Source organism: Streptomyces sp. NPDC001502, from assembly GCF_042894785.1.
Taxonomy (GTDB): Bacteria; Actinomycetota; Actinomycetes; order Streptomycetales; family Streptomycetaceae; genus Streptomyces; species Streptomyces kutzneri.
In genome coordinates, this window is record NZ_JBIAVW010000030.1 from 1 (window position 1) to 26,874 (window position 26,874).

20 protein-coding genes are annotated in these 26,874 nt (G+C 72.8%); 6 read left to right on the forward strand and 14 right to left on the reverse strand.

Going from position 1 to position 26,874, the window contains the following annotated elements; all coding sequences use genetic code 11:
- The first annotated feature begins 402 nt into the window (after positions 1-402).
- The gene (locus ACFY0D_RS35420) at positions 403-2,115 is read left to right on the forward strand and encodes a carbohydrate-binding module family 20 domain-containing protein (RefSeq protein WP_390802026.1); all 1,713 of its coding nucleotides are present in this window, start codon (positions 403-405) and stop codon (positions 2,113-2,115) included.
- A gap of 94 nt (positions 2,116-2,209) precedes the next feature.
- A complete protein-coding gene (pulA, locus tag ACFY0D_RS35425; protein ID WP_390802027.1) occupies positions 2,210-7,561 on the forward strand; it encodes a pullulanase-type alpha-1,6-glucosidase in 5,352 nt (1,783 codons plus the stop codon).
- On the opposite strand, the gene ACFY0D_RS35430 is transcribed toward pulA, so the two are convergent.
- The 8 genes from ACFY0D_RS35430 to ACFY0D_RS35465 all read right to left on the reverse strand — a co-directional run bounded on the left by ACFY0D_RS35430 (position 7,548) and on the right by ACFY0D_RS35465 (position 16,067).
- The gene (locus tag ACFY0D_RS35430; RefSeq protein WP_382548733.1) at positions 7,548-8,084 is read right to left on the reverse strand and encodes a GNAT family N-acetyltransferase; all 537 of its coding nucleotides are present in this window, start codon (positions 8,082-8,084) and stop codon (positions 7,548-7,550) included. The two genes, pulA and ACFY0D_RS35430, sit on opposite strands and share 14 nt — an antisense overlap.
- A gap of 107 nt (positions 8,085-8,191) precedes the next feature.
- The gene (locus ACFY0D_RS35435; RefSeq protein ID WP_390802028.1) at positions 8,192-8,914 is read right to left on the reverse strand and encodes a TetR/AcrR family transcriptional regulator; all 723 of its coding nucleotides are present in this window, start codon (positions 8,912-8,914) and stop codon (positions 8,192-8,194) included.
- A 23-nt stretch (positions 8,915-8,937) separates the two neighbouring features.
- On the reverse strand, positions 8,938-9,984 hold the full coding sequence (locus tag ACFY0D_RS35440) for a PDR/VanB family oxidoreductase (RefSeq protein WP_390802029.1): 1,047 nt from the start codon (positions 9,982-9,984) through the stop codon (positions 8,938-8,940).
- Positions 9,981-10,877, reverse strand: coding sequence for a metal-dependent hydrolase (locus tag ACFY0D_RS35445; protein WP_030732264.1), 897 nt, complete (start codon positions 10,875-10,877; stop codon positions 9,981-9,983). The genes ACFY0D_RS35440 and ACFY0D_RS35445 overlap by 4 nt, the downstream gene beginning before the upstream one ends.
- Positions 10,878-11,000: 123 nt before the next feature.
- Positions 11,001-12,455, reverse strand: coding sequence for a hypothetical protein (locus tag ACFY0D_RS35450; RefSeq protein WP_390802030.1), 1,455 nt, complete (start codon positions 12,453-12,455; stop codon positions 11,001-11,003).
- 154 nt (positions 12,456-12,609) lie between these two features.
- On the reverse strand, positions 12,610-14,550 hold the full coding sequence (locus ACFY0D_RS35455; protein ID WP_390802031.1) for a hypothetical protein: 1,941 nt from the start codon (positions 14,548-14,550) through the stop codon (positions 12,610-12,612).
- A 112-nt stretch (positions 14,551-14,662) separates the two neighbouring features.
- On the reverse strand, positions 14,663-15,454 hold the full coding sequence (locus tag ACFY0D_RS35460) for a tyrosine-protein phosphatase (protein ID WP_390802032.1): 792 nt from the start codon (positions 15,452-15,454) through the stop codon (positions 14,663-14,665).
- A 25-nt stretch (positions 15,455-15,479) separates the two neighbouring features.
- Entirely contained in the window at positions 15,480-16,067 is a 588-nt protein-coding gene (locus ACFY0D_RS35465) for a rhomboid-like protein (RefSeq protein WP_351155722.1), read from the reverse strand.
- An 84-nt stretch (positions 16,068-16,151) separates the two neighbouring features.
- On the opposite strand from ACFY0D_RS35465, the gene ACFY0D_RS35470 reads away from it, so the two are divergent.
- Positions 16,152-16,892, forward strand: coding sequence for a hypothetical protein (locus ACFY0D_RS35470; RefSeq protein WP_390802033.1), 741 nt, complete (start codon positions 16,152-16,154; stop codon positions 16,890-16,892).
- A gap of 62 nt (positions 16,893-16,954) precedes the next feature.
- Positions 16,955-18,397, forward strand: a complete 1,443-nt coding sequence (locus tag ACFY0D_RS35475; RefSeq protein ID WP_390802034.1) for a PepSY-associated TM helix domain-containing protein — start codon at positions 16,955-16,957, stop codon at positions 18,395-18,397.
- 95 nt (positions 18,398-18,492) lie between these two features.
- Here ACFY0D_RS35475 and ACFY0D_RS35480 read toward each other — a convergent pair whose 3' ends face one another.
- The 3 genes from ACFY0D_RS35480 to glnII all read right to left on the reverse strand — a co-directional run bounded on the left by ACFY0D_RS35480 (position 18,493) and on the right by glnII (position 20,972).
- Positions 18,493-19,089, reverse strand: coding sequence for a winged helix-turn-helix domain-containing protein (locus tag ACFY0D_RS35480; RefSeq protein ID WP_390802035.1), 597 nt, complete (start codon positions 19,087-19,089; stop codon positions 18,493-18,495).
- 364 nt (positions 19,090-19,453) lie between these two features.
- Positions 19,454-19,783, reverse strand: a complete 330-nt coding sequence (locus ACFY0D_RS35485) for a hypothetical protein (protein ID WP_390802036.1) — start codon at positions 19,781-19,783, stop codon at positions 19,454-19,456.
- 169 nt (positions 19,784-19,952) lie between these two features.
- Complete coding sequence (gene glnII / locus ACFY0D_RS35490) at positions 19,953-20,972, reverse strand: glutamine synthetase (protein WP_351155716.1); 1,020 nt, start codon at positions 20,970-20,972, stop codon at positions 19,953-19,955.
- 309 nt (positions 20,973-21,281) lie between these two features.
- On the opposite strand from glnII, the gene ACFY0D_RS35495 reads away from it, so the two are divergent.
- Positions 21,282-22,151 carry a Gfo/Idh/MocA family oxidoreductase gene (locus ACFY0D_RS35495; RefSeq protein ID WP_351155909.1) on the forward strand — a complete coding sequence of 290 codons (870 nt, stop codon included), beginning with the start codon at positions 21,282-21,284 and terminating at the stop codon, positions 22,149-22,151.
- On the opposite strand, the gene ACFY0D_RS35500 is transcribed toward ACFY0D_RS35495, so the two are convergent.
- The 3 genes from ACFY0D_RS35500 to ACFY0D_RS35510 all read right to left on the reverse strand — a co-directional run bounded on the left by ACFY0D_RS35500 (position 22,144) and on the right by ACFY0D_RS35510 (position 25,891).
- Positions 22,144-22,719 (reverse strand): hypothetical protein, encoded by a 576-nt coding sequence (locus tag ACFY0D_RS35500; protein WP_390802037.1) that lies wholly within the window; start codon positions 22,717-22,719, stop codon positions 22,144-22,146. The genes ACFY0D_RS35495 and ACFY0D_RS35500 overlap by 8 nt on opposite strands.
- A 1,262-nt stretch (positions 22,720-23,981) precedes the next feature.
- Positions 23,982-25,385 carry a PLP-dependent aminotransferase family protein gene (locus tag ACFY0D_RS35505; protein WP_390802038.1) on the reverse strand — a complete coding sequence of 468 codons (1,404 nt, stop codon included), beginning with the start codon at positions 25,383-25,385 and terminating at the stop codon, positions 23,982-23,984.
- A complete protein-coding gene (locus ACFY0D_RS35510) occupies positions 25,382-25,891 on the reverse strand; it encodes a MarR family transcriptional regulator (RefSeq protein ID WP_390802039.1) in 510 nt (169 codons plus the stop codon). The genes ACFY0D_RS35505 and ACFY0D_RS35510 overlap by 4 nt, the downstream gene beginning before the upstream one ends.
- Before the next feature lie 105 nt (positions 25,892-25,996).
- On the opposite strand from ACFY0D_RS35510, the gene ACFY0D_RS35515 reads away from it, so the two are divergent.
- On the forward strand, positions 25,997-26,860 hold the full coding sequence (locus tag ACFY0D_RS35515) for an alpha/beta fold hydrolase (RefSeq protein ID WP_390802040.1): 864 nt from the start codon (positions 25,997-25,999) through the stop codon (positions 26,858-26,860).
- The last annotated feature ends 14 nt before the right edge of the window (positions 26,861-26,874 follow it).

Sequence of the window (26,874 nt, forward strand, 5' to 3'; positions counted from 1 at the left end):
GAGCGCCCTTGAGGGACCGGCCCGACACGGAGGGACGATGGGACTGACGGGAAACCCCCATACCCATCCCTGATACCGATCGAGCAGATCCCGACCCCCGAAACCCCCCGCTGGAGTCGAGGATCTGGCCGGCCGCTGTGCCGCCCGCTACGCGGGGCATGACGTTCTCGGCGCCGGGGAGAACCGGGTCGTCCGGCAGTGCCCGTACCGGCGAGGAGGGGTGTGTCGCGGACGTGCCCCCCGGGGTGAACTCGCTCTGGCGGGGCTGGAGTCCAGGGGCGCTGTCCAGCAGGACACGCCTCGGAAACAATTCTGCAATCTCTTGCGCAAACTCTTGCAGGGCTCCTACCTGGCCCCTACGGTCGCTCCAATCCCCACCTCTTCCGCCAGGAGGCCCCCCGCATGCCTGCCAGAGCCGTCAGAGCTGCAACCTTTTGCGCCACCACCGCACTTGCCGCGGCCACCCTTACGGGCCTCGGGCCGCAGGCCGCCGCCGCGCCGCCCGGTGGGAAGGACGTCACCGCCGTCCTGTTCGAGTGGCGCTTCGACTCCGTCGCCAAGGCCTGCACCGATTCCCTCGGGCCCGCCGGGTACGGGTACGTGCAGGTGTCGCCGCCGCAGGAGCATGTGCAGGGCGGGCAGTGGTGGACCTCGTACCAGCCCGTCAGCTACAAGATCGCCGGGCGGCTCGGGGACCGGGCCGCCTTCAAGGCCATGGTCGACACCTGCCACGCCGCGGGCGTCAAGGTCGTCGCCGACTCCGTCATCAACCACATGGCCGGACCGGCCGACGCCGGCGCCACCTTCACGGGCACCGGCGGTACTTCGTACACGAAGTACAGCTATCCGGGCCTCTTCTCCGGCGCCGACATGGACGACTGCCGGTCCTCGATCTCGAACTACCAGGACCGGGGCAACGTCCAGAACTGCGAGCTCGTGCAGCTCGCCGACCTGGACACCGGTGAGGACTACGTGCGCGGGCGCATCGCCGGGTATCTGAACGACCTGCTGTCGCTGGGCGTGGACGGCCTCCGGATCGACGCCGCCAAGCACATGCCCGCCGCCGACCTCGCCAACATCAAGTCCCGGCTCACCAACCCCGGCGTGTACTGGAAGCAGGAGGCGATATACGGGGCCGGGGAGGCCGTCTCGCCGAGCGAGTACCTGGGGAACGGGGACGTGCAGGAGTTCCGGTACGCCCGGGACCTCAAGCGGGTCTTCCAGAACGAGAACCTCGCCTACCTGAAGAACTTCGGCGAGGCCTGGGGGTACATGCCCAGCGGGCAGGCCGGCGTCTTCGTCGACAACCACGACACCGAGCGGGGCGGCGACACCCTCAGCTACAAGGACGGGTCCGCCTACACGCTGGCCAGCGTCTTCGCGCTGGCCTGGCCGTACGGCTCGCCCGACGTGCACTCCGGCTACGAGTGGACCGACAAGGACGCCGGTCCGCCCAACGGGGGCGCGGTGAGCGCCTGTTACGCCGACGGCTGGAAGTGCCAGCACGCCTGGCGGGAGATCTCCTCCATGGTCGGCTTCCGCAACGCCGCCCGCGGCCAGGCCGTCGGCAACTGGTGGGACAACGGCGGTGACCAGATCGCCTTCGGGCGCGGCACCAAGGCGTACGTGGTGATCAACCACGAGGGTTCCGCCCTGACCCGGACCTTCCAGACCTCGCTGCCGGGCGGCGACTACTGCGACGTGCAGAGCGGGCGGACGGTCACCGTCGGCTCGGGCGGGCAGTTCACCGCCACCGTCGCCGCCGGGACGGCTCTCGCCCTGCACGCCGGGGCCCGTACCTGCTCCGGCACCCCGGCGGGCTCCGCCGGGGCCTCCTTCGGCGTCAGCGCCACCACCGTTCCCGGGCAGAACGTCTACGTCACCGGTGACCGCGCCGAGCTCGGCAGCTGGAACACCGGCGGTGCGCTGAAGCTCGACCCGGCCGCGTACCCGGTCTGGAAGCTCGACGTGACGCTCCCGGCCGGGACCGCGTTCTCGTACAAGTACCTCCGCAAGGACGCCGGCGGGAACGTCACCTGGGAGAGCGGAGCCAACCGCACCGCCACCGTCCCCGCGAGCGGCAAGGTCACGCTGGCCGACACCTGGCGCAGCTGAGCCGCCGCTCCACAGACCAGGGCCGCCCGGCACCATCCTCCCCGCCAGGCCGGGCGGTCCTCATCCATGCGACACGTACACAAGGAGACCTGCCTTGATACGCCCTGCCGCAGGAGTGCTCGCCGCCGCCCTGGCCGTGACGTTCCTGCCCGCCCTCCCCGCCGCGGCCGCGACGAGCGGGCCGCCGCCCGCGCCGCCCTCGGACGCGAAACTGGCCGCCGAACCGGCCCGCCACGACCTGACCCGGGAGCAGTTCTACTTCGTGCTCCCGGACCGGTTCGCGAACGGCGACCCGCGCAACGACCGGGGCGGTCTGACCGGCTCGCGCCTGGAGACCGGCCTGGACCCCACCGACAAGGGCTTCTACCAGGGCGGTGACCTCAAGGGGCTCACCGACCGGCTCGACTACATCAAGGGGCTCGGCACCACGGCCATCTGGCTGGCGCCGATCTTCAAGAACCAGCCGGTGCAGGGCAAGGGGGCCGATGTCTCCGCCGGCTACCACGGTTACTGGATCACCGACTTCACGCAGGTCGACCCGCACTTCGGGACCAACGCCGACCTGGAGCGGCTGATCGACAAGGCGCACGGGAAGGGGATGAAGGTCTTCTTCGACGTCATCACCAACCACACCGCCGATGTCGTGGACTACCGGGAGGCGTCGTACTCGTACCTGTCGAAGGGGGCGTTCCCCTATCTGACCAAGGACGGCGTGCCCTTTGACGATGCCGATTACGCCGACGGGAAGACGAAGTTCCCGAAGGCGGACGGCACGTCCTTCCCGAGGACGCCCTTCGTGCCCGACGCGAAGAAGAACCTCAAGGTGCCGGGCTGGCTCAACGACCCGACGATGTACCACAACCGCGGGGACTCCACCTTCGCGGGCGAGTCCTCCGGTCAGGGCGACTTCTTCGGCCTCGACGACCTGTGGACCGAGCGTCCCGAGGTCGTCGGCGGGATGGAGAAGATCTACGAGAAGTGGGTGCGGGACTTCGACATCGACGGCTTCCGGATCGACACGGTCAAGCACGTCAACACCGAGTTCTGGACGCAGTGGGCCACCGCCCTCGACACCTACGCCGCGAAGCGCGGCCGTGACGACTTCTTCATGTTCGGCGAGGTCTACTCCGCCGACACCGCCGTCACCTCCCCGTACGTGACCCGCGGGAAGCTGGATGCCACCCTCGACTTCCCGCTCCAGGACGCGATCCGCGCGTACGCCTCCCAGGGCGCGGCGGCCGGCCGGCTGGCCTCCGTCCTCGGCGACGACTACCGGTACACCTCCGGCCGGGCCAACGCCTACGAGCAGGTGACCTTCCTCGGCAACCACGACATGGGCCGGTTCGCCAGCTTCCTGAAGCAGGACCGGCCGGGCGCCGGGGAGCAGGAGCTGCTGGACCGCTACCGGCTGGCCAACGAGCTGATGTTCTTCTCCCGGGGCAACCCGGTGATCTACTCCGGTGACGAGCAGGGCTTCACGGGTGCCGGAGGCGACAAGGACGCCCGGCAGCCGCTGTTCGCCACGCAGGTCGCCGACTACCTGGACGACGACCAGCTCGCAACGGTGCGCACACACGCGAGCGATGCTTACGATCCGGGACACCCGCTCTATCAGCAGATCAGTGCTCTCTCGAAGCTGACGAAGGCGCACCCGGCCCTCCGCGACGGCGTCCAGAGTGAACGTTTCACCGACGGCTCCGTCTACGCTTTCGCCCGCACCGACACCAAGACCCGCACCGAGTACCTGGTCGCCGCCAACAACGGCGCCGCGTCCCGCACCGTCGAGATCGACGCCCCGGCCGGCTCCCAGTACCGCACCCTGTACGGCGGCACCGCGCTGATCCGCGCCTCGGCGGCCGGCAAGCTCACCGTCCCCGTCCCCGCCCTCGGCTCCGTGGTCCTGCAGGCCGTGACGCCCGCCGCCAAGCCGGCCGTCAAGCCCACCCTGACCCTGAAGGCCCCGGCCCCCGGCGCCACCGGCACCGTCGAGCTCTCCGCCGACATCAGCGGCGGCGGCCTCAGCCGCGTCGTCTTCGCCGCCCAGACCGGCAACGAGAAGTGGCAGGTCCTCGGCACCGCCGACCACGCCCCCTACAAGGTCACCCAGCACCTCGACGCCAAGACCCCGGCCGGCACCGCCCTGCGCTACAAGGCCGTCGTCGTCGACTCCGCCGGCCGCACCGCGAGCGCCCTCGCCGCCTCCGCCACCGGCCAGGCCCCGCCCACCGAGATCCCCACCGCCACCCAGCGGGACTACGCGGTCGTCCACTACAACCGCCCCGACGGCGACTACACCGACTGGCGGCTCTACGCCTGGGGCGACCTCGCCGACGGCGAAGCCACGCCCTGGCCCGCTGGCCACGACTTCACCGGCCGCGACGCCTACGGCGCCTTCGCGTACGTCAAGCTCAAGCCCGGCGCCTCCTCCGTCGGCTACCTCGTCATCGACAAGGACGGCAACAAGGACGTCGCCGCCGACCGCACCATCGACGTGACGAAGACCGGCGAGATCTGGCTGGAGCAGGGCAAGGAGCCCGCCCGCACCGACCGCCCCGCCTACCCGCCGCAGGACCAGAACAAGGCCGTCCTGCACTACCAGCGCGCCGACCGCGCCTACGACGGCTGGGGCCTGCACGTCTGGACCGGAGCCGCGAACCCCACCGACTGGTCCAAGCCCCTCCTCCCCACCCGCACCGACTCCTACGGCGCGGTCTACGAGGTCCCGCTCGCGCCCGGCGCCACCAGCCTCAGCTACATCCTCCACAAGGGCGACGAGAAGGACCTCCCCACCGACCGGTCCCTGGACCTGAAGTCCACCGGCCCCGAGGTGTGGATGCTGGGCGGCCAGGAGCAGTACCTCCTCCCGCAGCCCGCCGGCTCCGCCGCCGCCCTGGACCTCACCAAGTCCCAGGCCGTCTGGATCGACCGCGACACCCTCGCCTGGAACGCCCCCGCCGCAGCCGCCTCCGTGCAGCTCCTCGCCTCGCGCGAAGGCGCCGTCAAGGCCGAGAACGGCACCCTGACCGGCCGCGCCCAGTGGCTGCGGCTCGACAAGGCCGAGCTCACCGCCGCCCAGAAGCAGAAGTTCCCGCACCTCGCCACGTACGGCGCCTACACCGTCGACCCGCGCGACCGCGACCGGGTCCGCGAGGCCCTGCGCGGCCAGCTCGTCGCGAGCGCCCGCGCCGCCAACGGCGCGGTCCTCGCCGCCACCGGCGTCCAGCTCGCCGGCGTCCTCGACGACCTGTACGCCACCACCGCCTCCCTCGGCCCCGTCTTCAAGGACGGCCGCCCCACCCTCTCCGTCTGGGCCCCCACCGCCCAGCAGGTCTCCCTCGAACTCGACGGCCGCACGGTCGCCATGCGCCGCGACGACGCCACCGGCGTCTGGTCGGTGCGCGGCGAACGCTCCTGGACCGGCAAGCCCTACCGCTACGACGTGAGCGTCTGGGCCCCGAGCACCCGCCAGGTGGTCCGCAACCTCGTCACCGACCCCTACTCCACCGCCCTCACCGCGGACTCCGTCCACAGCCTGGTCGTGGACCTGGCCGACCCGAAGCTCGCCCCGCCCGGCTGGAAGACCCTGCGCAAGCCCGCGCCCGTCCCCTTCGCCTCCGCGCAGATCCAGGAGCTGCACATCCGCGACTTCTCCGTCGCGGACCGCACCACCACCCACCCCGGCCAGTACCTGGCCTTCACCGACACCGCCTCGGCGGGCATGCGGCACCTGCGCGACCTGGCCGCCGCCGGAACCTCGTACGTCCACCTCCTGCCGGCCTTCGACATCGGCACCATCCCGGAGAAGGCCGCCGACCGCACCGAGCCCGCCTGCGACCTCAAGGTGTACGCGCCGGACTCGCAGGAACAGCAGGCCTGCGTGGCCGCCGCGGCCGCGAAGGACGCGTACAACTGGGGCTACGACCCGCTGCACTACACCGTCCCCGAGGGCAGCTACGCCAGCGACCCGAACGGCACGGCACGCACCGTCGAGTTCCGCAGGATGGTCCAGTCCCTCAACGGGTCCGGGCTGCGCACGGTGATGGACGTCGTCTACAACCACACCGTCGCCGCGGGCCAGTCGGACAAGTCCGTCCTCGACCGCGTCGTCCCCGGCTACTACCAGCGCCTGCTGGCGGACGGCTCCGTCGCCACCTCCACCTGCTGCGCCAACACCGCCCCCGAGAACGCCATGATGGGGCGCCTGGTCGTCGACTCGATCGTCACCTGGGCGAAGGAGTACAAGGTCGACGGCTTCCGCTTCGACCTGATGGGCCACCACCCGAAGGCCAACATCCTGGCCGTCCGCACGGCCCTCGACGCCCTGACCGTCGCCAAGGACGGCGTCGACGGCAAGAAGATCGTCCTCTACGGGGAGGGCTGGAACTTCGGCGAGATCGCCGACGACGCCCGCTTCGTCCAGGCCACGCAGAAGAACATGGCCGGGACCGGCATCGCCACCTTCTCCGACCGGGCCCGTGACGCCGTCCGCGGCGGCGGTCCCTTCGACGAGGACCCGCGCGTCCAGGGCTTCGCGTCCGGTCTGTTCACCGCCCCGAACGCCTCGCCCGCGAACGGCACCGCCGAGCAGCAGAAGGCCCGCCTCCTGCACGCCCAGGACCTGATCAAGGTCGGGCTCTCCGGCAACCTCGCCTCGTACGCCTTCACCGACACCACCGGCCGTCGCATCAAGGGCTCCGAGCTGGACTACAACGGCGCCCCGGCCGGCTACGCGGCCGCCCCGGGCGATGCCCTCGCCTACGCCGACGCCCACGACAACGAATCCCTCGCCGACGCCCTGACCTACAAGCTCCCGCCGGCCACGAGCAACGCGGACAAGGCCCGCATGCAGGTCCTGGCCATGGCCACGGCCACCCTCTCGCAGGGCCCGGCCCTCTCCCAGGCGGGCACCGACCTGCTGCGCTCCAAGTCCCTGGACCGCAACTCCTACGACAGCGGCGACTGGTTCAACGCCATCCACTGGGACTGCCGGGACGGCAACGGCTTCGGCCGCGGTCTGCCCCCGGCCGCCGACAACGCCCCGAAGTGGCCGTACGCGAAGCCGCTGCTCGCGGGACCGGCCCCCACCTGCACCGACATCGGCGCCACCGCGGCCGCCTACCGCGACCTGCTGAGGATCCGCACCACCGAGCCCGACTTCGCCCTCACCACGACCGAGGCGGTCCAGTCCCGGATGGCCTTCCCCCTCTCGGGCAAGGACGAGACCCCGAGCGTGATCACCATGACCCTGGGCGACCTGGTGGTCGTCTTCAACGCGGCCCCCACCGGCCAGGCTCAGCGCGTCCCCGCCCTCGCCGGCACCGCCTACCGGCTGCACCCGGTCCAGGCCGCGGGCTCCGACGCCACCGTCAGGCAGTCCGCGTACGACGCGAAGACAGGAGAGTTCACCGTCCCCGCCCGCACCGTCTCGGTCTTCACACGGCGCTGAGCCGGTCCAGCCGCTTCTCCAGCAGGATCACCCCGTAGGTCCTGCCGTCCTTCCCCTCCTTGTTGGGGAGCTCCCCGACCACCCGGTAGCCCGCACCCCGGTAGTACGCGAGCAGCCGGGGGTTGGTGGAGACGCAGTCCAGCCGCGCCCGTTCCCGACCGGTCCGGGCGGTCCGGCGCTCGGCGTGTTCGAGCAGCCGCCGCCCGGCCCCCGCGGGGGCCACCTCGCGCGCCACCATCAGCCGGTGCACGTAGCCGGCCACGGGCGGCTGGACCCCCCAGGCGTCCTCGTCGGACCACCACAACTCATAAGCCCCGCACACGCGCCCGTCGGCGTCGCCGGCGAGCCAGACCTCTCCCTCGCGCATCTTCGACCGGAAGTGTGCGGCGTCCTTGTCGCCGGGCTTCCACTGATCGATCCCGTGCTTGCGCATCCACCGGGCAGCCTGGTCGTACAGCTGCACCAGCGTGCCGGCGTCCTTCTCCTCGGCAGGCCGGAACAGGATCTCGTCGTCAATGATCACGCGGGCATTATCGATGATCATGGGCGGCCGTCACACCCCGGATCCGGCGTGGATTCAGCCCGCCTTCAGCACCCGGCCCGGCACCCGGCTCGGCACCTGACCCGGCCTCAGCCCGGGACGGTCTCCGACGCCCCGCCCGGCACCAGCGCACCGAGCCGCCCGACCAGCTCCCCGAAGGGCCCGTCGGCGGGCTCGCCGGCCAGGATCCCCACGAGGATCCCCGCCATCTCCGCGTCGTACGCGGCGCTCACGGCGGCCAGCGCGGCGAAGTCGTGCACCAGCTGCCGTTCCAGTTCGCCCCGCGGGATCCGGCGCCCGTCCAGCCAGATCAGCGCGGTGGACTCGGCGAGCGACACCCAGGACCGCACCACGAGCTCCAGGCGCGCGGGCGTGCGCTCCAGCCCGATGCCCAGGTGCGTGAGGATCTGCTCGTACGCCGCCTGCCGGACCTCGTCGATCATCGCGTTCGTCCGGCTGCTGCCGACGGCCGGACCGCCGCGCATCAGCGCCGAGAAACCCGGCCCGTGGTCGTCGACGAAATCGAAGAACCGCCCCATCACCCGCAGCAGGCGCGCTCCGAGCGGACCCTCCCGGGGCTCCACGAACCGCAGCGCCAGCTCGTCGGCCGCCCGCCGCAGCGCGGCCTCGTACAGGCTCAGCTTGCCCGGAAAGTAGTGGTAGACGAGCGGCCGGGATATCCCCGCGGCCGCCGCGATCTCGTCGATCGACACATCGTCGGGCGAGCGGTGGCTGAACAGCTCCAGGGCAACCCCGATCAGCTGCTGCCGCCGCTCCTCGACACCCATCCTGCGTCGCACTCCGGTTGTCATGCGGACACCCTACTGGGGAGCGTTCACAGGTCCAGGACCAGCCGGTCCCCCTTCGCGCGGGAGACGCACAGCAGCATCGAGTCCTCCCGCTCCTGGTCCGTGAGCAGCTCGTCGCGGTGATCCACCCCGCCCGCCAGGACCCGGTGTTGGCAGGTCCCGCAGAAACCCTGCTCGCAGGAGTACGGGGTGTCCGGCAGCTCCCGGCGCACCGCGGCCAGCGTGCTCTCGTCCGCCGCCACCTCGACGACCCGCCCCGAGCGGCGCAGTTCGACCGTGAAGGCCCGCCCCGGACCGGGGCCCTCCGCCGGGGTGAACCGCTCCAGACGCACCGCCGCCGGATCCGCGGCCGCCGCCGTGACGGCCCGCATCAGCGGATCCGGACCGCAGCAGTAGACCAGGGTGCCCGGCCCCGCCGCGGACACCGGGGCCAGGTCGGGCAGGCCCGTCTCGTCCTCGGGGAGGACCGACACCCGGTCGCCGTAGGGCGCGAGGTCGTCCAGGAAGGGCATCGAGTCGAGGGTGCGGCCCCCGTACAGGAGCGTCCAGTCGGCGCCCGCCGCCGTGGCGGCCCGCAGCATCGGCAGGATGGGCGTGATGCCGATGCCGCCCGCGACGAAGACGTACGAGGCCGCCGGGACCAGCTCGAAGCGGTTGCGCGGCGGGCGCAGTTCCAGCTCGGCGCCCTCGACCAGCTGCGCATGTGCCTCGCGGGAGCCGCCCCGGCCGTCCTCGATCAGCCGGATCGCGATCGTGTACCGGCCGGCGTCCGCCGGGTCGCCGCACAGCGAGTACTGGCGGACCAGGCCCGAGGGCAGGGCGACGTCCACGTGCGCGCCCGGGGTCCACGCCGGCAGGTCCGGTGACTCCACGGTCAGCCGCAGCACGCCCTGCGCGGGCTCCGTACGGGAGACGATCAGCGCCCGCAGCGCGCGGCGCGGGGAGTGGCCCGACACCGGCGTCTCCAGGGCCGGCAGCGGCCACAGCGGGGAGCCGCCGATGCGGCGCTTCAGGGCGCGCCGGGTCACCCAGGCCGCGCCCAGGGCGGCCGTGACCGTGAGGGCGCGCCTCATGCCCGCACCCCGCCGTTCGCGCCGGGGGAGGCGGCGAGATAGGCCACCGCCTGGGCCGTCGAGCCCTCCTGCGAGGGGTGGTAGGTGCGGGAGAGGTACTTCGGGATGGACTTCAGCATCGCTCCGGTCGAAGGGAGCACTCCTTGCTGCCCGGCCACGAAGAACTTCCCGAAGGAGGCCTTGCCGTCCACCAGGTGCGGGTCGTTCTCCATGAAGAAGCGCACCCCGCGCTGCCACAGGAACACCAGGGCCGAGAACGCGGTCGCCCAGGTCCGCGCCCGGCGGCGGTAGTTGCCGTCGACGTGCATGAAGAGGTCGAAGGCCACCGAGCGGTGCTCGACCTCCTCCGCCCCGTGCCAGCGCAGCAGGTCCAGCATGGTGGGGTCGGCGCCCCGCCGGTCCAGCGCGTCGGCGTTCAGCACCCAGTCGCCCAGGAACGCCGTGTAGTGCTCGATCGCCGCGATCATCGCGACCCGTTCCATCAGCCACCAGTGGCGGGCCCGGCCCGGCGGCAGGGTCCGGTCGCCGAGGAGCTTCTCGAACAGCCAGTCCACCTGCGCGGTGTAGGGGGTCGGGTCCAGCCCGAGCCGCTTCAGGTGGGGGAGCACGTCGTCGTGGGCGGTGGCGTGCATGGCCTCCTGGCCGATGAAGCCGACGACGTCCGCCCGCAGCCGCTCGTCCTCGATGTACGGGAGCACCTGCTTGTAGACGTGTACGAACCAGCGCTCTCCGGCGGGGAGCAGGAGGTGCAGCACATTGATCATGTGCCCGGCGAAGGGGTCGCCGGGCAGCCAGTGGAGCGGGGTGTCCTCCCAGCCGAAGGACACGTTCCGGGGCCTCAGGTCCACGTGTTCCGACGCCACGGGGGCGGGCGCGAGCGGCGTATTAGACATGGCGTCAATGTACTGATGGGTAGGTGGGAGGAGAAGCCCCCTGCGCGGACTTCTCGACATGCCACTGCCCGGGCGCGTCCACGCCCGGGCAGTGTGTGTCGGTGTGCGAACGGGGCGCGCGGGCTATCGCCCGACGTGGCCGGTCGAGAGCGCCCACTCGCGGTTCAGGGTGCCCAGCGGGATACGGCGCTCGAAGACGGGCGTGCCGAACAGCGACAGCTGGAGCTGGAGGTTTCCGCTCAGGTCGAAGCCGCCGTACAGCGCCCAGGCGCCGTCGAGGGAGGTCTTGCCGTCGCTGGACGCGGCCGCCTTGATGTCTCCCTCGCCACGCAGGTACGGGGCGAAGTCCGCGGTGACGCCGACGGCGCCGTAGAGCCCGACCGAGGCCTCGGCGCCGATCGCGCCCTTGACCTTGCCGGCGGCGGTGACGCTCGCCTTGACCGGCGTGCTCTTGACGTTCGAGGCGCTCACCGGGGTCCAGCCCTTGCCCGCGGCGTAGCTGCCGCCGACCTTGAAGTCGCCCTTGACGTCCTGCTGGACGTCGAGGGTCACGCGGCCGTCGGCCTCCACCTGGATGTAGCAGGTCAGGTCGAGGTTGACGACGACCGGCACCGGGCCGACCCGGATGACGGGCGAGCTGTGCAGCTTGGCGAACGGGATCCGCTTGGGCGCTCCGGTGCTCGCGGCGGCGCGGCCCTGGAGCTTCCACTGCGAGGACCAGTCACCGCTCATGCCGAGGAAGGCGCCGTGCGGACCGGGGGCGCCGCCGGCGGCGCCGTCGTACGCGAACTCGACCTGCGGGGCGAGCTGGACGAAGCCGGAGACCGAGGCGCCGGCCGAGGCGGGGGCGTCCGGGGCGGTGTCGACCGAGGCGTTGACGTCGAGCCGCAGGTTGCCGAGCGGCAGCTTCGCTCCCTCGGGGCCGAAGGTCAGGCCCGGGCCCTTGGCCCAGGAGAAGGTGACGCCCTTCGTCAGGGGCTCGACGGTGACCGCCGCCGGGTCGACGGCGACCTTGCCGTCGGCCTTGTCGTCACCCAGGACGGCGGCCAGCGTGGTGGAGGCGGTCTTGACCTCGGTGCCCTTGTCGGTCTTGCCGACGACCTCGGTGACCTTGGCGAGCAGGCCCGCGGGGGCGCCGGGGGCCGGTGCGCTGGCGATGACATCGCCCACCGCCACGGGCTTGTCGGCCTCGGGAGACTTGCCGGCCTCGGGGGACTTCCCGCTCTCAGGAGCCTTGCCCGTGCCGGACGGCTTGCCGGGCGAGGGCGAACGGGCGGCATCCGGTGCGGACTTGGCGATGACGGCCCGGCCGCTGGCCTGGTCGTAGGAGGCGACCTTCAGCGTGGACTTCTCGGTCTTGCCCTTCCCGTCGGCCCGGGCCACGGCCGCCGGCGTGGGCGTCCCCTGCGGGGCCGCGGCCACGTCGAGCTGCTGCGACGTGCCGTCGGACGAGGGGGTGACGGAGGCGGGGGCGGCCGGTCCGGCGGCGCTGGTGTGAGGGGTCGAGCCGCAGCCGGTGGCGGTGAGGGCGAGGGCGGTCAGGCCGGGTATGAGGAGGCGTCGGGTGAGCGTGCGCACGTGGGGTGACCTTCAGGTGGGGGAGGGGTGTTGGGGGTTACCGCGTGGTAACCGGAATCCGATCATGCCATGTGTCCATGGCGACCGTCATGTCCGGATCCCGCCAACTACCCCACAGTTCCTGACGGTTGAAGCTTCACCCACCCGTGAGGGACTACCGGAGTACGCCCGCCTTCGTCCCGTCCGTCAACTTGCCCGACAGATCCACCTGCGCACCCGCCGGCGCCTTCACCGCCAGCCGGTTGCCGTTCGCCGACCCGCTCACCCCGCCGCCCGACACCGACAGCGAGGCGAACTGCGCACTGCCCGCCGCCAGCACGTACCACTGGCCGGCCCGCGACTTCCACAGCACGCCCGCCAGCACCCGCGGCTCCCGCGGCCCGCAGGCCGCCGACCCTTCCGAGCGGGCCGCCTGCGCCGCCATCGGGGCACCCGGGGCCAGGAACTGCGCCTGCACCCGGTCGGCCGCCCCCTGCCAGGTCTCGGCCCGCGTGCAGAGCCAGGCCGCCGTCCCGTCGCCCTCCGGCAGCGGCTGCTTCGCGTACGTCCACGCGTTGACCGTACGGACCCCGTGCGAGCGGACCGCCGGCAGCAGACAGGCGATCCTCGACCAGTCCCCGAGCTCCGCGGCCTCCGTCACATCGCGCTCGGCACCCGGCGCACCCGACGTCAGCCGGGCCGGGGTCAGTTCACCGAGGTCGGTGATCAGCCGGGTGGCGCCGTCGCCCGTCAGGGCCAGCGCGTTCCAGCTCGTACAGCTGCCCGCCGGGGCCGGGCCCGCCACCGGCGGGGTCACCCCGTCCGGGGACGGTTTCAGCGCCACCACGGGCGCGGCGGGCTTGAGCAGGTCCCGCAGGGCCGTACCGGTGACCCACGGCGCCGTCAGATAGCGGACGTTGCCGTCGACCCGGCTGAGGACCAGCGCGGTGGCGGTCTCCGCCGAGGCGCCGTCGGTCCGGGCGAAGTCGAGGGCGGCGCCCGCGGTCCCGGTCCGCGGCTCGGCGTAGCGGACCACGCGCAGGCCGTCGTACATCAGGACCACGACGGCCTGGTCCACGGCGCCCGCGAACAGCAGCTGCGCCGGCCCCATCGGCGGCCCGGCCGGCGTTCCCGCAGTGGCCGAGGTGACCACCGAGGGACCGGGCCGGGCCCACACGGCCAGCGCCCGGCGCAGCAGTTCCGTATCGCCGGCCCGGTCGCCGCGGGCGGGCCAGGTGGAGAAGTCCGTACGCGACGACGTACGCCAGAGGGCTGGCGCGGCCCGCACCAGCTTCGCGGGATCCAGGGCCTGCTCGGCCGCGGCGTTGCGCGCGTACAGCGGTGCGGCGGCCCCGTCGGAGCCCCAGCCCCCGCCGGGCAGCGCGAGCAGCGCCCCGCACACGGCGAGGGCGGCCCCGGCGGCCAGCGCGGCCCGCCCGAGACGGCGCCGCCGCAGCAGGTCGGTCGGCCGGGCCTGGAGCACGCACGGGTCGAACTCGGGGGAGGCGAACAGGGCGTCGTTCGCCGGATCCCCGGACTCCGCGACCGCGGCGGCCGGATCCGGGACCCCTGCCTCGTCGAGCACCCGGAGCACCTCCGGCTCGGACAGCCGTTCCAGCGCCCGCAGCACGCAGGCGGCCCGGCCCGGTCCGTCGAGGGTGGCCAGCCACTGGTCGAGGGCGAGCTCCTCGGCCCCGCCCGAACGGGGGAACAGCCGCAGCCCCCACACCTGGGGAAGCAGCGGCGGGAGCTGTGCGCGCCGCGGCAGCGCCCGGAAGGTCAGCGGGATCCCCGCCTCCAGGGCGGCGCGCAGCACGCGCAGCCGGACGTACGCGTACCCGGAGTCCTCCGCCCCGCCCCGCTGGCCCGGAACCCCGCCCCGCACGGCGGCCGCGGCCGCCGCCGAGTCCCGCCGCCCGCGCGGCAGCGCCCGCTGGACCAGCGAGTGGGCGGTGAGCACCCGCCGGTTGCGGCCGAGGGCGGGCGGCAGCACCAGATAGGCGAGCCGCACCAGCCGGGGGTAGTGCTCGACGATGGCGGCCTCGGCCTGCTCGACGTCCGGCGGCACGGGAGACACGGGAGGCACGGGGCGGGTGGCGGTATCCGGCGCAGTCACGTTCAGCAGAACGAGCGAATCGTCGGATGGTCACCGGTCCCGGCCTCCGGGCCGGGGTCGGGGTCGGGGTCGGGCCCCGGGGCCGGGGTCGGGTGCGGGGCAGGGCGCGGGGTCAGACCACCAGACGGGCGCGCAGCGCCTCGACCGTCTCGTCGGCGACACCGAGCCCCTCACGCACGTACTTCTCCATGGAGCCGTACCGCGTCTCGACCTCGTCCAGCGCCGCCCGCAGGTAGGAGGGGAAGACGCCGATCAGCGCGAGCGCGATGTCCGGGTCGCCGCCGGCCGCCGTGAAGCCCTCGATCATCGGGGCGAAGGCTTGCTTGACCGCCGGGTTGACCGACAGGTATTCGGCCATCAGCGTCTCGTCGTCCGCGCCCAGCAGCGCCAGGATGACCGTCGCGCCCCAGCCGGTCCGGTCCTTGCCGGCCGTGCAGTGGAACAGCAGGGGGCCCGAGCCGGCGTCGGCGGCCTCGGTGAGCAGCATCCGGTACGCGGCCTGCGCGGAGCCGGAGTTCACGAAGGACCGGTAGGTGTCGGCGAACAGTGCCTGCACCCGCCCGCCGCCCAGGTGCCTCTCGGCCACGGCCGGGTCGGACAGCAGGTCCTTCAGCTGCGCGGCGGGCACCTGCGCGGAGCTCAGCTTGTCGGCGAGGACGTCGCCGACCAGGACCCGGGCCCCGGCGGGTATCCGGTCGGGGTGGTCGGCGCGCTCGGCGGCGGTGCGGAAGTCGATGACGGTACGCAGGCCCAGCCCCGCCACCACCGGGTCGGCGTCGAGGTCGAGCCGGTCGAGCTGGCCGGAGCGCAGGACCAGGCCGGGGCGGACGGTGCGGCCGCCGGGGAGCGGGGTGCCGCCGAGGTCGCGGAGGTTGGCGACGGTGGTGGACGGGGTGGCGGTCATCGTGGCAGCTCCTGCTGGGTGTGGTTCATGTAATTTTCTGATGTTTCGCCCCGGAAAGGCAATCGAAGGCCAGCGAGACCCCGATGCCCACCCCGAGCGCGGCCAGGTGCCCGGCGTCCGTGAAGGTCCGCCCGCGCCGGACCACCGGCGCCGCCGCGAGCGCCAGCAGCCCCACCCGCGCGGCCGTACGGACCGCCCCGCGCGGCAGGGCCGAGGTCAGCGAGCCGAGCACGGCGTTGAACCCGTAGCTCGTCCCCACGTCCACCGCGCGCCGGGTCCGCGGATCGGCCCTCCCGCGCAGGGCGCCGTAGACGAGGAGGGTCGCCGCGGCGTGCCCGAACAGGAACACCGCGGCCGTCCACCACGCGCCGTACGCGTACTCGGCGTACCCGAGGACCGCGACCAGCAGGAGCGCGTACGGCAGGGGCATGGGCTCCTCGACGACGAGAGCGCTGCTCAGCAGCGTCTCCCAGCGTCCGGCGGCGAGATTGTCGACATTCGTCGAGCAGTCCCGGAGCAGCCGCTCCCGCTCGGCCGCCCCGGCGCGCTCCAGGGCGTAGGCCCCGAACTGCACCCCGCCGGCGTACACCGCTCCCCACGGAATTGGATTCATCTACTCATGATCGGATAAGCCTCTGGCGGGAACCGAGGCACCCCGTGCGAACATGTCCCGGCCATGTTCGAATCATTCGCGCCGATGCGCGCCACGCGAGCCGCAATATTCGCGGCGATGTGCGTCGCCCTGGGCGCGATAGGGCATTCGTACATGTCCGGAACGGATATCCCCTTCTTCCGCCTTCTGGGTGCTTTCGGGGTGACCTGCGGGTTCGCATGGCTCGCCGCCGGGCGGCGGCGGGGCCCCGTGGGCATCACCGCCGCGGTGCTCTCCGTGCAGGGCGTGCTCCACCTGGTCTTCTCGGGGAGCACGACCGCCAAGCCGTTCGCCGCGCCCGCCCCGATGCACGGCCATCACCCCGTGCCGGCCGCGGACGCGGGCGCGATGGCCGCCGAAGCCCCGGACATGACCGACATGGCCCACATGGCGGGCACCGCAGGGATGGCGGGCACCACGGGCATGGCCGACATGGCCGACATCGCGGGCATGGCCGGTCACGGCGGCGCCGCGATGATCGCCGCCCACCTGCTCGCCGGACTGCTCTGCGCCGCCTGGCTCGCGCGCGGCGAGGCCGCCGTCTTCCGGCTGGCCCGCGTCCTGGCCACCGCCGCGCTGCACGCGGCCCGCCCGCTCGCCCGCGCGCTCGCCCTCGTCCGGGCACGGGTGGCCGCCCTGCCGGCTCCGCCCGTCTTCCCCGCCCCGTACGAACGGCCGCGCCGCCTGCGCGGAGCCGTGCACGCCCACGCCGTGGTGCGCCGCGGGCCGCCCGGACCCGCTCCGCTCCCGCGCTCCACGGCCCCCGGCCGGCCCGCCCACGCCTGACCCGGCGAAGCGGCGAGACCTGGGGCCTGCTCCCCATGTCTTCGCCAACACCTAGGATCCCCATGTCTCTTGACGAGGCTCAAGACGTCCGCACCCCGGACGCCGAACCGGCCGACACGGCCAAGAAGAGCGGCGGCAGCTGGGCCGCCGTACGGCCGCTGCTCCTGCGCATGCACTTCTACGCGGGGCTGCTCGTCGCCCCGCTCATCTTCCTCGCCGCCGCCACCGGGCTGCTCTACGCCGCCTCCTGGCAGGCCGAGAAGATCATCTACTCCGACGAGCTGACCGTCGCCCGCGTCGGCGAGAGCGCCCTGCCGCTCAGCGCCCAGGTCGACGCGGCCATGGACGCCGCCCCCGAGGGTGCGGTCGTGTCCGTCTGGCCCGCCCCCGACACCGAGGCCACCACCCGGGTGATCATGGAGAGCCCGGGCCTCCCCGAGGGCGAGACCCTCACCGTCTTCGTCGACCCGTATACGGCCGAGGTGCGCGGGCAGCTCGCCACCGTCGGTGACGCGCTGCCGCTGCGGGCCTGGCTGAGCGAGTTCCACTCCAGCCTCCAGCTCGGTGAGTTCGGCCGGAACTACAGCGAGCTCGCCGCGAGCTGGATGTGGGTGGTCGCCCTCGGCGGCCTCGCCCTGTGGCTCGGCCGCCGCCGCAAGCGCAGGTCGCAGCTGGTCCTCCCGGACCGCAAGGCCACCGGCCGCCGCCGCACCCTGTCCTGGCACGGAGCCGTCGGCCTGTGGGCCGTCGCCGGACTCGTCGTACTCTCCGCCACCGGCCTGACCTGGTCGAAGTACGCCGGCGAGAACATCGGGCAGCTTCAGGACAGCCTCGGCGGGGCCACCCCCGCCGTCTCCGCGCAGCTCAGCGCCGGGGCGGACGCCGGCTCCGACGAGCACGCCGGGCACACCATGCCCGACGGCACGCAGATGGCCCCGCCGCCGGCGCCCACCACCGACGTCGGCATCGACAAGGCCGTGGACGCCGCCCGGGCCGCGGGCGTCACCGAGGCGCTCCGCGTGACCCTGCCCGCCAAGGGCAAGGGCTACGTCATCAAGGAGCAGGACAAGCTGGTGCCGGTGCACCTGGACTCGGTCGCCGTCGACCCCGCGGACGCCCGCGTCATGGACGAACTGCGCTTCGCCGACTACCCGGTCCTCGCCCAGATGACCCGCTTCGGCATCGACCTGCACATGGGTACGACCTTCGGACTCGCCAACCAGATCGCGCTGGCCGCGCTCGCCGTCGCCGTGATGTTCCTCGTCTTCTGGGGCTACCGCATGTGGTGGCTGCGCCGGCCGACGAAGGACCGCAAACTGTCCGTCGGCCGCGCCCAGCCGCGCGGTGCCTGGCGCAAGCTCCCCGTGACCCTGCTGCTGCCGCTTGCCGCGGTGACCGCCGTGATCGGCTGGTTCGTCCCGCTGCTCGGGATCAGCCTGGTCGTCTTCCTCGCGGTCGACGTCCTGCTGGGCTTCGTCGCGGGCCGCCGGGCCAAGGCCGCGTAGCCACAAGGCCGCACGGCCGTACGGCCGTCACGAACGAGGTGGGCCCGTACTCCCCAGGGGAGTACGGGCCCACCGTCGTCAGGTCAACCGGCCGCTCAGGGGGCGTACTTGTAGCCGACCCGGCGCACCGTCTGGATCGCGGCGCGGTGGGAGGCGCCCAGCTTGCGGCGCAGACGGGCGATGTGGACGTCCACGGTCCGGCCGTCGCCGACGTGCCCGTACCCCCAGACCGTGGTGACCAGCTGGTCCCGGCTGTGCACCCGGTGCGGGTGCTGCACCAGGTGGGCCAGCAGCTCGAACTCCAGGTACGTCAGGTCGAGCACCTGGCCGTCGACCTCGGCGGTGCGCTGCGCCGAGTCGATCCGGACCAGGCCGTCACCCGGACCGGCCGGAGCGGGGGCGGCGGGCGCCGGCTGCACGGCGGTGGCCACGGCCTGCGGGGCGAAGGCGATCGGAGGCTGCTGGTCGGCCGGTACGAGGACCAGGTAGCCGATCATCGGCGGCTGGCCCGGCAGCGCCGGCAGGGTGTGCTGGGGCGCGGGCAGCCAGGTGGCCCCCGGCGGCAGGAAGTCCACGGCCCGGGCCACTTCGTCTCGGTCAACGGAACGGAGCCGGTGGCGCGGACTGGGCGGATAGGTCAGGGGAGAGGTCGCAGCGGTGGCGGCGGAGGAGAGGGAGCGGGTGTTCGCCATGAGTGGTCAGCTCTTTCACGCGGAGTGGTCGGCAGGAGACGTGCGTACGTCGTCGATGTCGATACCGCGCAGACCGAAGGCCTCGGGGAAGGTCAGGTGGGTGGTCCCGGAGGCTTTAGAGGGCCGGCGCGTTCTTCGCGCGGCAACACTCCCGGTCGTAATCGTGATCCTGACGGGACGGCCAGAAAGGCTCCAGGTCGCTGCGACCTGACGAGGTGTGCGAATGGCTGGCCATGGCCCCATTCAAGCAGATGTCATGTCCGCGGGGCAGGTCCGGTCTCACCCTGTGGATAGAGATCTCACATACCGAGCCCACCCCCCTGCCAATCCCGGACAAAGGGACTCCTCGGGCTCGTCAGGCCCCTCAGGCGAGATGCAGCCGCCGCCACCCCGGCCCGACGTCCCAGCCCTTCTCCTGGCGGGCCCAGCGCGCCATGACCCCCACCACCTCGGCCGCCGTGGGCAGGTGCGCCTGGAAGTGCCGCTCCGCGGACCCGTCCCGGTGCTCCAACTGGTAGTCGCCGCCCCCGTCGTGCCAGACCTGTATGTAGATGTCCGGGTCTTCGACGATCCGCTCGACGATGACGAAGTGGTCCCCGTCGCCGCCGATGCGCTCCACGAGTTCGGTCAACACGCCGAGCGCGGGGCGTTCGTAGGACTCGCCGCGCTCCGTCTCGATCTTGATCGCCAACATGACCACACCGTCCCACACGCCACTGACAACGCCCGCCGGCCCCATGGGGGCGCGGCGGGCGTTGTCAGTGGTCATCGGCCGGGTGCGGTGCCGGCGGTCCCGGCGGCGCCGGATCGGGCGCGGGACCCGATGCCGGACCGGGTGCTGTCGCTGTTCCCGGACCTGGTCGTCAGACCAGGCCGTCCTTCTCCAGGCCCGCGCAGCAGGTGTCCGTGATGAGACGGGTCACCACGTACGGGTCCACGTTCGCGTTCGGACGGCGGTCCTCGATGTAGCCCTTGCCGTCCTTCTCCACCTGCCACGGGATGCGGACCGACGCGCCGCGGTCCGAGACGCCGTAGCTGAACTCGTTCCAGGGGGCGGTCTCGTGCAGACCCGTCAGACGCTCGTCGATGCCGGCGCCGTAGTTCTTCACGTGGTCGAGCGGCTTGCTGCCCTCGCCCAGCGCCTCGCACGCGGAGATGATCGCGCGGTAGTCCTCGCGCATCGCCTTCGTGGAGAAGTTGGTGTGCGCGCCCGCGCCGTTCCAGTCACCCTTCACCGGCTTCGGGTTCAGCGTCGCGGAGACGTTGAAGTCCTCGGCCGTGCGGTAGAGCAGCCAGCGCGCGATCCACAGCTGGTCCGATACCTCCAGCGGACCGACGGGACCGACCTGGAACTCCCACTGGCCGGGCATGACCTCGGCGTTGATGCCGGAGATGCTCAGGCCCGCCGCGAGGCAGTGGTCCAGGTGCTTCTCGACGATCTCGCGGCCGAAGATCTCGTCCGAGCCGACACCGCAGTAGTAGCCGCCCTGCGCGGCCGGGAAGCCGTTCACGGGGAAGCCGAGCGGACGGGTGCCGTCGAAGAAGGTGTACTCCTGCTCGATGCCGAAGATCGGCTCCTGCGCGGCGAACTTCTCGGCGACCGGACGCAGCAGCGCGCGGGTGTTCGACTCGTGCGGGGTCATGTCGATGTTCAGGACCTCGCACAGGACGAGGACGTTGTCACCGCCGCGGATCGGGTCCGGGCAGGAGAAGACCGGGTTGAGCACGCGGTCGGACGCGTGGCCCTCGGCCTGGTTCGTGCTCGATCCGTCGAAGCCCCAGATCGGCAGCGCGTCGCCGTCCCCGATGATCTTCGTCTTGGAGCGAAGCTTCGCCGTCGGCTCGGTGCCGTCGATCCAGATGTACTCAGCCTTGTAGCTCACGGGCCCCATCCTCAGACTCTGCGGGTGCTGCTGGTCGCTGCTTCATCGCTGCGGTGATGACCGCAGCGTGCCCGCCCGCGATTTCTCATCCGTTGCCCGTGTGTGAACCCCGTGTTACCGAGGTTTGCACCCCAGGTCGGGTGGGTTGTGCGGGTTGGTGGCGGCGCGCCCGTCCAGGTGGGGCAGACTGGCCACGTGAGCATTTCGTCTGATTTGAACTCCGCCGAAGGCCCCGTCGAGAGCGCCGCCGAACCCGTCGCCGAAGGTGCCGCCGATCAGGCCCCCGCAGGCCGCCGCCCCCGGGTCGGGCTGCTGGGCACCGGCCCCTGGGCGCACCGCACCCACGCCCCAGCCCTCGCCGCGCACGCCGGCTCCGACTTCGCCGGCGTGTGGGGCCGCCGGCCCGAGGCCGCGGCCGAGCTGGCGCACGAGTACGGCGTGAAGGTGTACGAAGACCCCGACGAGCTGTTCGCCGAGTGTGACGCCGTCGCCTTCGCCCTGCCGCCCGACGTACAGGCCGCCATGGCCGTCCGCGCCGCCGCCGCCGGATGCCACCTCCTCCTCGACAAGCCCGTCGCCACCACCGTGGAGGACGCCCGCGCCGTCGCCGAAGCGGTCACGCGCCACCAGGTCGCCTCCGTCGTCTTCCTCACCCTGCGCTTCGCCGAGCCCACCGCGGGCTGGGTCGAGGAACAAGCCGCACGCACCGGCTGGTTCACGGCCGCGGCCCACTGGCTCGGCGCCGTCTTCCCGCCCGACGGAACGCCCAGCGCCTACGCCGACTCGCCCTGGCGCAAGGCCAAGGGCGGACTGTGGGACGTCGGCCCGCACGCCCTGTCCGTCCTGATCCCGGTCCTCGGCGAGGTCACCGCGATCAGCGCCACCCGAGGCCCCTCCGACGTGGTCCAACTGGCCCTGCGGCACACCTCCGGCGCGGCCAGCACCGCCGTGCTCAGCCTGGGCGCGCCCCGCGCCGCCGCCGGGGTGGGCCTCGAACTGCGCGGCACCGAGGGCGTGCACGAACTGCCCGGCTGGAGCGACGTACCGGGCGCCTACGGGCGCGCCCTGGACGCACTGCTCACCGCGGCCCGGACGGGGGTGCCGGACCCGCGCGGGGCGGAGTTCGGGGCCCGGCTCACGGAGATCCTGGCCGAGGCGGAGGCACAGCTCCCTACTTGATCACCGCGTTCGCCACGATGATGGCCAGGCCGATGGTGGCGTCAGCCATGCCGATCGCCAGGGCGGAGCCGAGCCGGTAGCCCACGCGGAGCGCGACGAGCGCACCCCAGGCGAACAGCAGGGCGGTGTTCACCCCCAGCCCGACGGCGGTCACCGCATAGGCGTCCCAGTCGAACACCCCGGCGGCGACCAGCAGCAGGACGGTGGGCAGGGCGGCCACGATCAGCGGCCACTCGTTCCACAGCGCCAGGCCCAGCATCCGCCACCGGTGCCCGGCGGAGTCCTGCCGGTGGGAGGCCATGTGGTGCGAGTAGCCGTGCGCGAGCCCGGCGGTCGCGGCCGTCACGAGCACCCAGCTGGCGTCGTAGTACGGGGTGAACTGCTCCCCCTTCTGGTGCAGCGCGGCCAACAGCGCACTGGCCAGAACGGTCCCGTACACCCCGCCGAACATCCAGTCGGCCCCCCGCCGCCCGGGTCGTGAGCCCGCCCCGCCGGGGAGGGCAGGCTGGGCCGCCTGGCCGTGTGGCTGCTGCGCCTCGTTCACATCCTCGTTCACATCCTCGTTCACAACGGGTCCTCGGGTCCTCGGTTCCTTGGGGGCCTTTATCCGATACATCCTCTTTGTCGCTCTGGTCACCCTAGGGGGTGGGAGGTGGGGGCGGGGTGAAGAGGGGCGGGGTGAGGGAGGTGCGGCGGGGGCTTCGGTGGGCGGGATCTGCTCGATCGGTATCAGGGATGGGTATGGGGGTTTCCCGTCAGTCCCATCGTCCCTCCGTGTCGGGACGGTCCCTCAAGGGCGCTCGTTCCTCGCGTCGCTTCGCGATGGCCTTCGGCCACCCTTGACCGACCGTCCCGCCCCGGAGAAACGAAAGACTGCCGGGAAGCCCCCAAAGGAACGGGCCGGGTGTTCAAGGATCAGGGCGGGGCGGCCAGAGATGCGCAGGGGGTCCGGGTGGGCACGGTCCAGAGACGGGGCCCATCACAGACCAGCATCCGCGTCGGGGGAAGCGCGCCCAATCGCTACGCGCTCCTCACGCCTTAGCGTCCGACGGCCGTCTGGGGCTGGACATAGGCCGCCCCAGATCGCTACGCGCTTCTCCACGACCGCGACCGACGGCCGACAGGGGCTGATGAGAGCCACTGAGAGGGGCGGACGGCCGGCAGCTCGGCTATTCCGTCACAGAACCGGGTCAGCGCGAGCATCACCCCACAACCTCACACCCAAACAGGGGTAATTGGGGCAAATCATCAACCCTTCCGCCCGCCCCCGTCCGCTGACCCGCATCCACGACGGCATAGCCGCTGTCCCGGCCTTCTTCACCCCAGTCAGCCGTCAGACGCCTTCCATGAGGATCACCTGCCGGGTGTGGGCGGCTTATGTCCAGCCCCAGACGGTCGTCGGACGCTGAGAGATGAGGAGCGCGTAGCGATTGGACGCGCTCCCCCCGACACGGGCCCTGCTCTGTAATGGGCCCCGCCTCTTGATCGTGGCTCTTCGCGCCCGACCGGGCAGCACATCTCTGACCGCCCCGTCCCTGGAAAGGAACTCCCGGCCCGTTCCTTTGGGGGCTTCCCGGCAGTCTTTCGTTTCTCCGGGGCGGGACGGTCGGTCAAGGGTGGAGCGCAGCGACATCGCGAAGCGACGCGACGAAGGAGCGCCCTTGAGGGACCGGCCCGACACGGAGGGACGATGGGACTGCCGGGAAACCCCCATACGCCACTCTGATTCCGCCCGAGCGGATCCCGACCACCCGCACCCCCGCCGTGCTTCGTCTGATTCCGCCCGAGCAGATCCCGCCCTCCGAAGCCCCCGCCCCGCCCCGCCCCTCCTCACCCCGACCCGCTCGCCGTCCCCACCACCCCCGCCAAGGTTGCGAGTGCCCGGGTGAACGCCGAGTCCGGGGGTGCCGCGTAGCCGACCACCAGGCCCTCGCGGGGTGGGGCCGGGTCGGCCGGGTGTTGGTAGGACGACAGGCCGTCCAGGGCCAGGCCCGCGGCGTGGGCCGCCGCGAGGGCGGGGGATTCCCGGCCCGGGGGGAGTTCCAGTACGGCGTGCAGCCCGGCCGAGATGCCCGTCACCCGGACCTCCGGGGCGCGTGCCGCCAGTACGGCGGCCAGCTGGTCGCGGCGGTTCCGGTAGCGCAGGCGCATCCGGCGCACGTGGCGGTCGTACGCCCCGCACTCGATGAAATCGGCCAGCGCAAGCTGGTCCAGCGTGCTCGCCCAGGACTCCCGCAGCCCCTTCGCGGCCAGCACCTGGTCGCGCAGCTGGTCGGGGAGGACCAGCCAGCCCAGGCGCAGCGCGGGGGAGAGGCTCTTGCTCAGCGAGCCCGCGTACACCACGTGTTCGGGGGTCAGGCCCTGTAGTGCGCCGACCGGTTTGCGGTCGTAGCGGAACTCCCCGTCGTAGTCGTCCTCCACGATCACGCCATCGGTGCCGCGGGCCCAGTCCACTGCGGCGGCCCGCCGTGCGGGCAGCAGGCGGCCGCCCGTCGGGAACTGGTGCGCGGGTGTGAGCAATAACGTACGGGCCCGGGAGGGAAGTTCTGTCGTCCGGGCGCCGTCCTCGTCGACCGGGACGGGGTGCGGGCGGACCCCGGCGGTCTGGAGGATCCCCTGGTGGAAGGGGAGCCCGTACGCCTCGACGGCCCAGTCGCGGGGCCGGACGGACGACAGGAGCCGCAGGCCGTTGGCGAAGCCGGAGCAGATCACGATGTTCTCGGGGCCGCAGCGCACGCCCCGTGCCCGGGACAGGTAGCCGGCCAGCGCCCGCCGCAGTTCGGGCCGGCCCTGCGGATCGCCCGGCCCGAAGGCCTCGGTGGGCGCCTCGGCCAGGGCCCGGCGGGCGCTGGCGGCCCAGGCGGCGCGCGGGAAGGAGGCGGGGTCGGGCTTGCCCTGGAGCAGGTCGTGGCGGGGCCGGTCGGGCGCGGGCCCGGCCGGGGCGGCCGGTGCGTCGGCGGTTGCGACCCCCTCGGCGACCTGGGTGCCGGAACCCTGCCGGGCCGTGAACCAGCCCTCGGCGACCAGCTCGGCGTACGCGTCGGCGACGGCGTTGCGGGCCAGCCCGAGGTCGGCGGCCAGCGTCCGGTACGGCGGCAGCCGGGTCCCGCCGGCCAGTCGGCCGCTGCGCACGGCGCTGCGCAGGGCCTGGGCGAGGGCGGTCCGCCGGGCGCCCCCGTCGGGGAGTTCCAGGTGCAGGTCGGCGCCGCCGGGTCCTTGGCCGGGGGTGGTCATGGGCGCGGCTCCGAAGTGAAGACGGTGTGGGTGGCCGTCAGGAAACGGCGTACGGTCTCCCGTTCGGCGGGGTCGAAGGAGTCGAGCACCTGGAGCACCCCGTCGATCAGCGGCCCGAAGAACTCCCGGCCCAGACGGATCGCCGCCGGCTCCACGCGCAGCAGGATCCGGCGCCGGTCGTGGTCGTCGCGGATCCGTGCCACGTGGCCGAGCCGTTCGAGCCGGTCGATCACGGCGGTGGTGCCGGCGGAGTTGAGGCCGAGCCGGGCGCCGAGCAGGCCGGCGGTGGCCGGTTCGGCCGCGCGGGCCGCGTCGAGCAGGCAGATCAGGGCGCGTACGTCGGTGGGGTGCATGCCGTTGCGGGCGGCGAAGTCGGCTTGGCGCAGGCCGAACTCGACGGTCACCGCGCGCAGGAGGTGCACCAGTCGGAGGTTGTCGGGTTCCTCGGGTTCCTCGGGTTCCTTGGTTTCGGGCTCCCGGTGGTCCGGGTTTCTGTCGTCGTCCATATCGCCCCCTGGCGGAATCTCTCGCTGAGCGAGATTATCGCCTGGCGAGATATCTGATGTGCATCGGATGAGGCATTGGAAGAGGCGTTGGAAGAGGGATCGGAGATGCGCATGCACCGGATGTCTTCCTTCCGCGCCGCCTACGACGCGGTGCTCGGCCGGTGGCCCGGACCCGTCGAGGCCGTCGACCTGACCACCCCGTACGGGGTCACCCGCGTCAACCGCTGCGGCCCGGCCGACGCGCCGCCGCTGGTGCTGCTGCCCGGCGGCGGGTCCACTTCCACCGTGTGGGGCGCCTGCGTCGCCGCCGGGGCGGCCCGCGCCCACCGGGTGCACGCCGTGGACCTGGTGGGGGACCCGGGGCTCAGTGTTCCGGCGCCCGACCGGGCGATCCGGACCGCCGCGGACCTGGTCGGCTGGCTCGACGCGGTCCTCGACGCGGTCCTCGACGGGCTGGGCCCGCACGGGCCGGTGGCCCTCGCCGGGCACTCGTACGGGGCCTGGATCGCCACCCACTACGCCGCCCGGCACCCGGCCGGGCTCGGCCGCCTGGTGCTGCTCGACCCGACCCAGGTCTTCGCGGGACTGCGCCCGGGCTACGTACTGCGCGCGCTGCCCATGCTGGTGCGGCCCACCCCGGAGCGGATCCGCTCCTTCCTCGCCTGGGAGACCCGCGGGGTCGCGCTCGATCCGGCCTGGCTGCGGCTGCAGGAGGAGAGCGCCGGCTTCCCCGCCGTCCGACCGGTCACCGGGCCGCGCCCGGACCTGGCCGGACTCGCGCAGCCCTCGGGTGCGGGCCCGCAGGTCGACATCCTCTTCGCCGGGCGCGCCCGCTGCCACGACTCCGGCCGTGCGGCCCGGGCGGCACGCGAGGCGCTGCCCGGCGCGCGTGTCGGCGTACTGCCCGGGGTCCCGCACCACGCGCTGCCGCTGACGGCCGCCTCGGAGATCACCCGGCGTGTCTTCTAGAGGGTGTCTTGCCG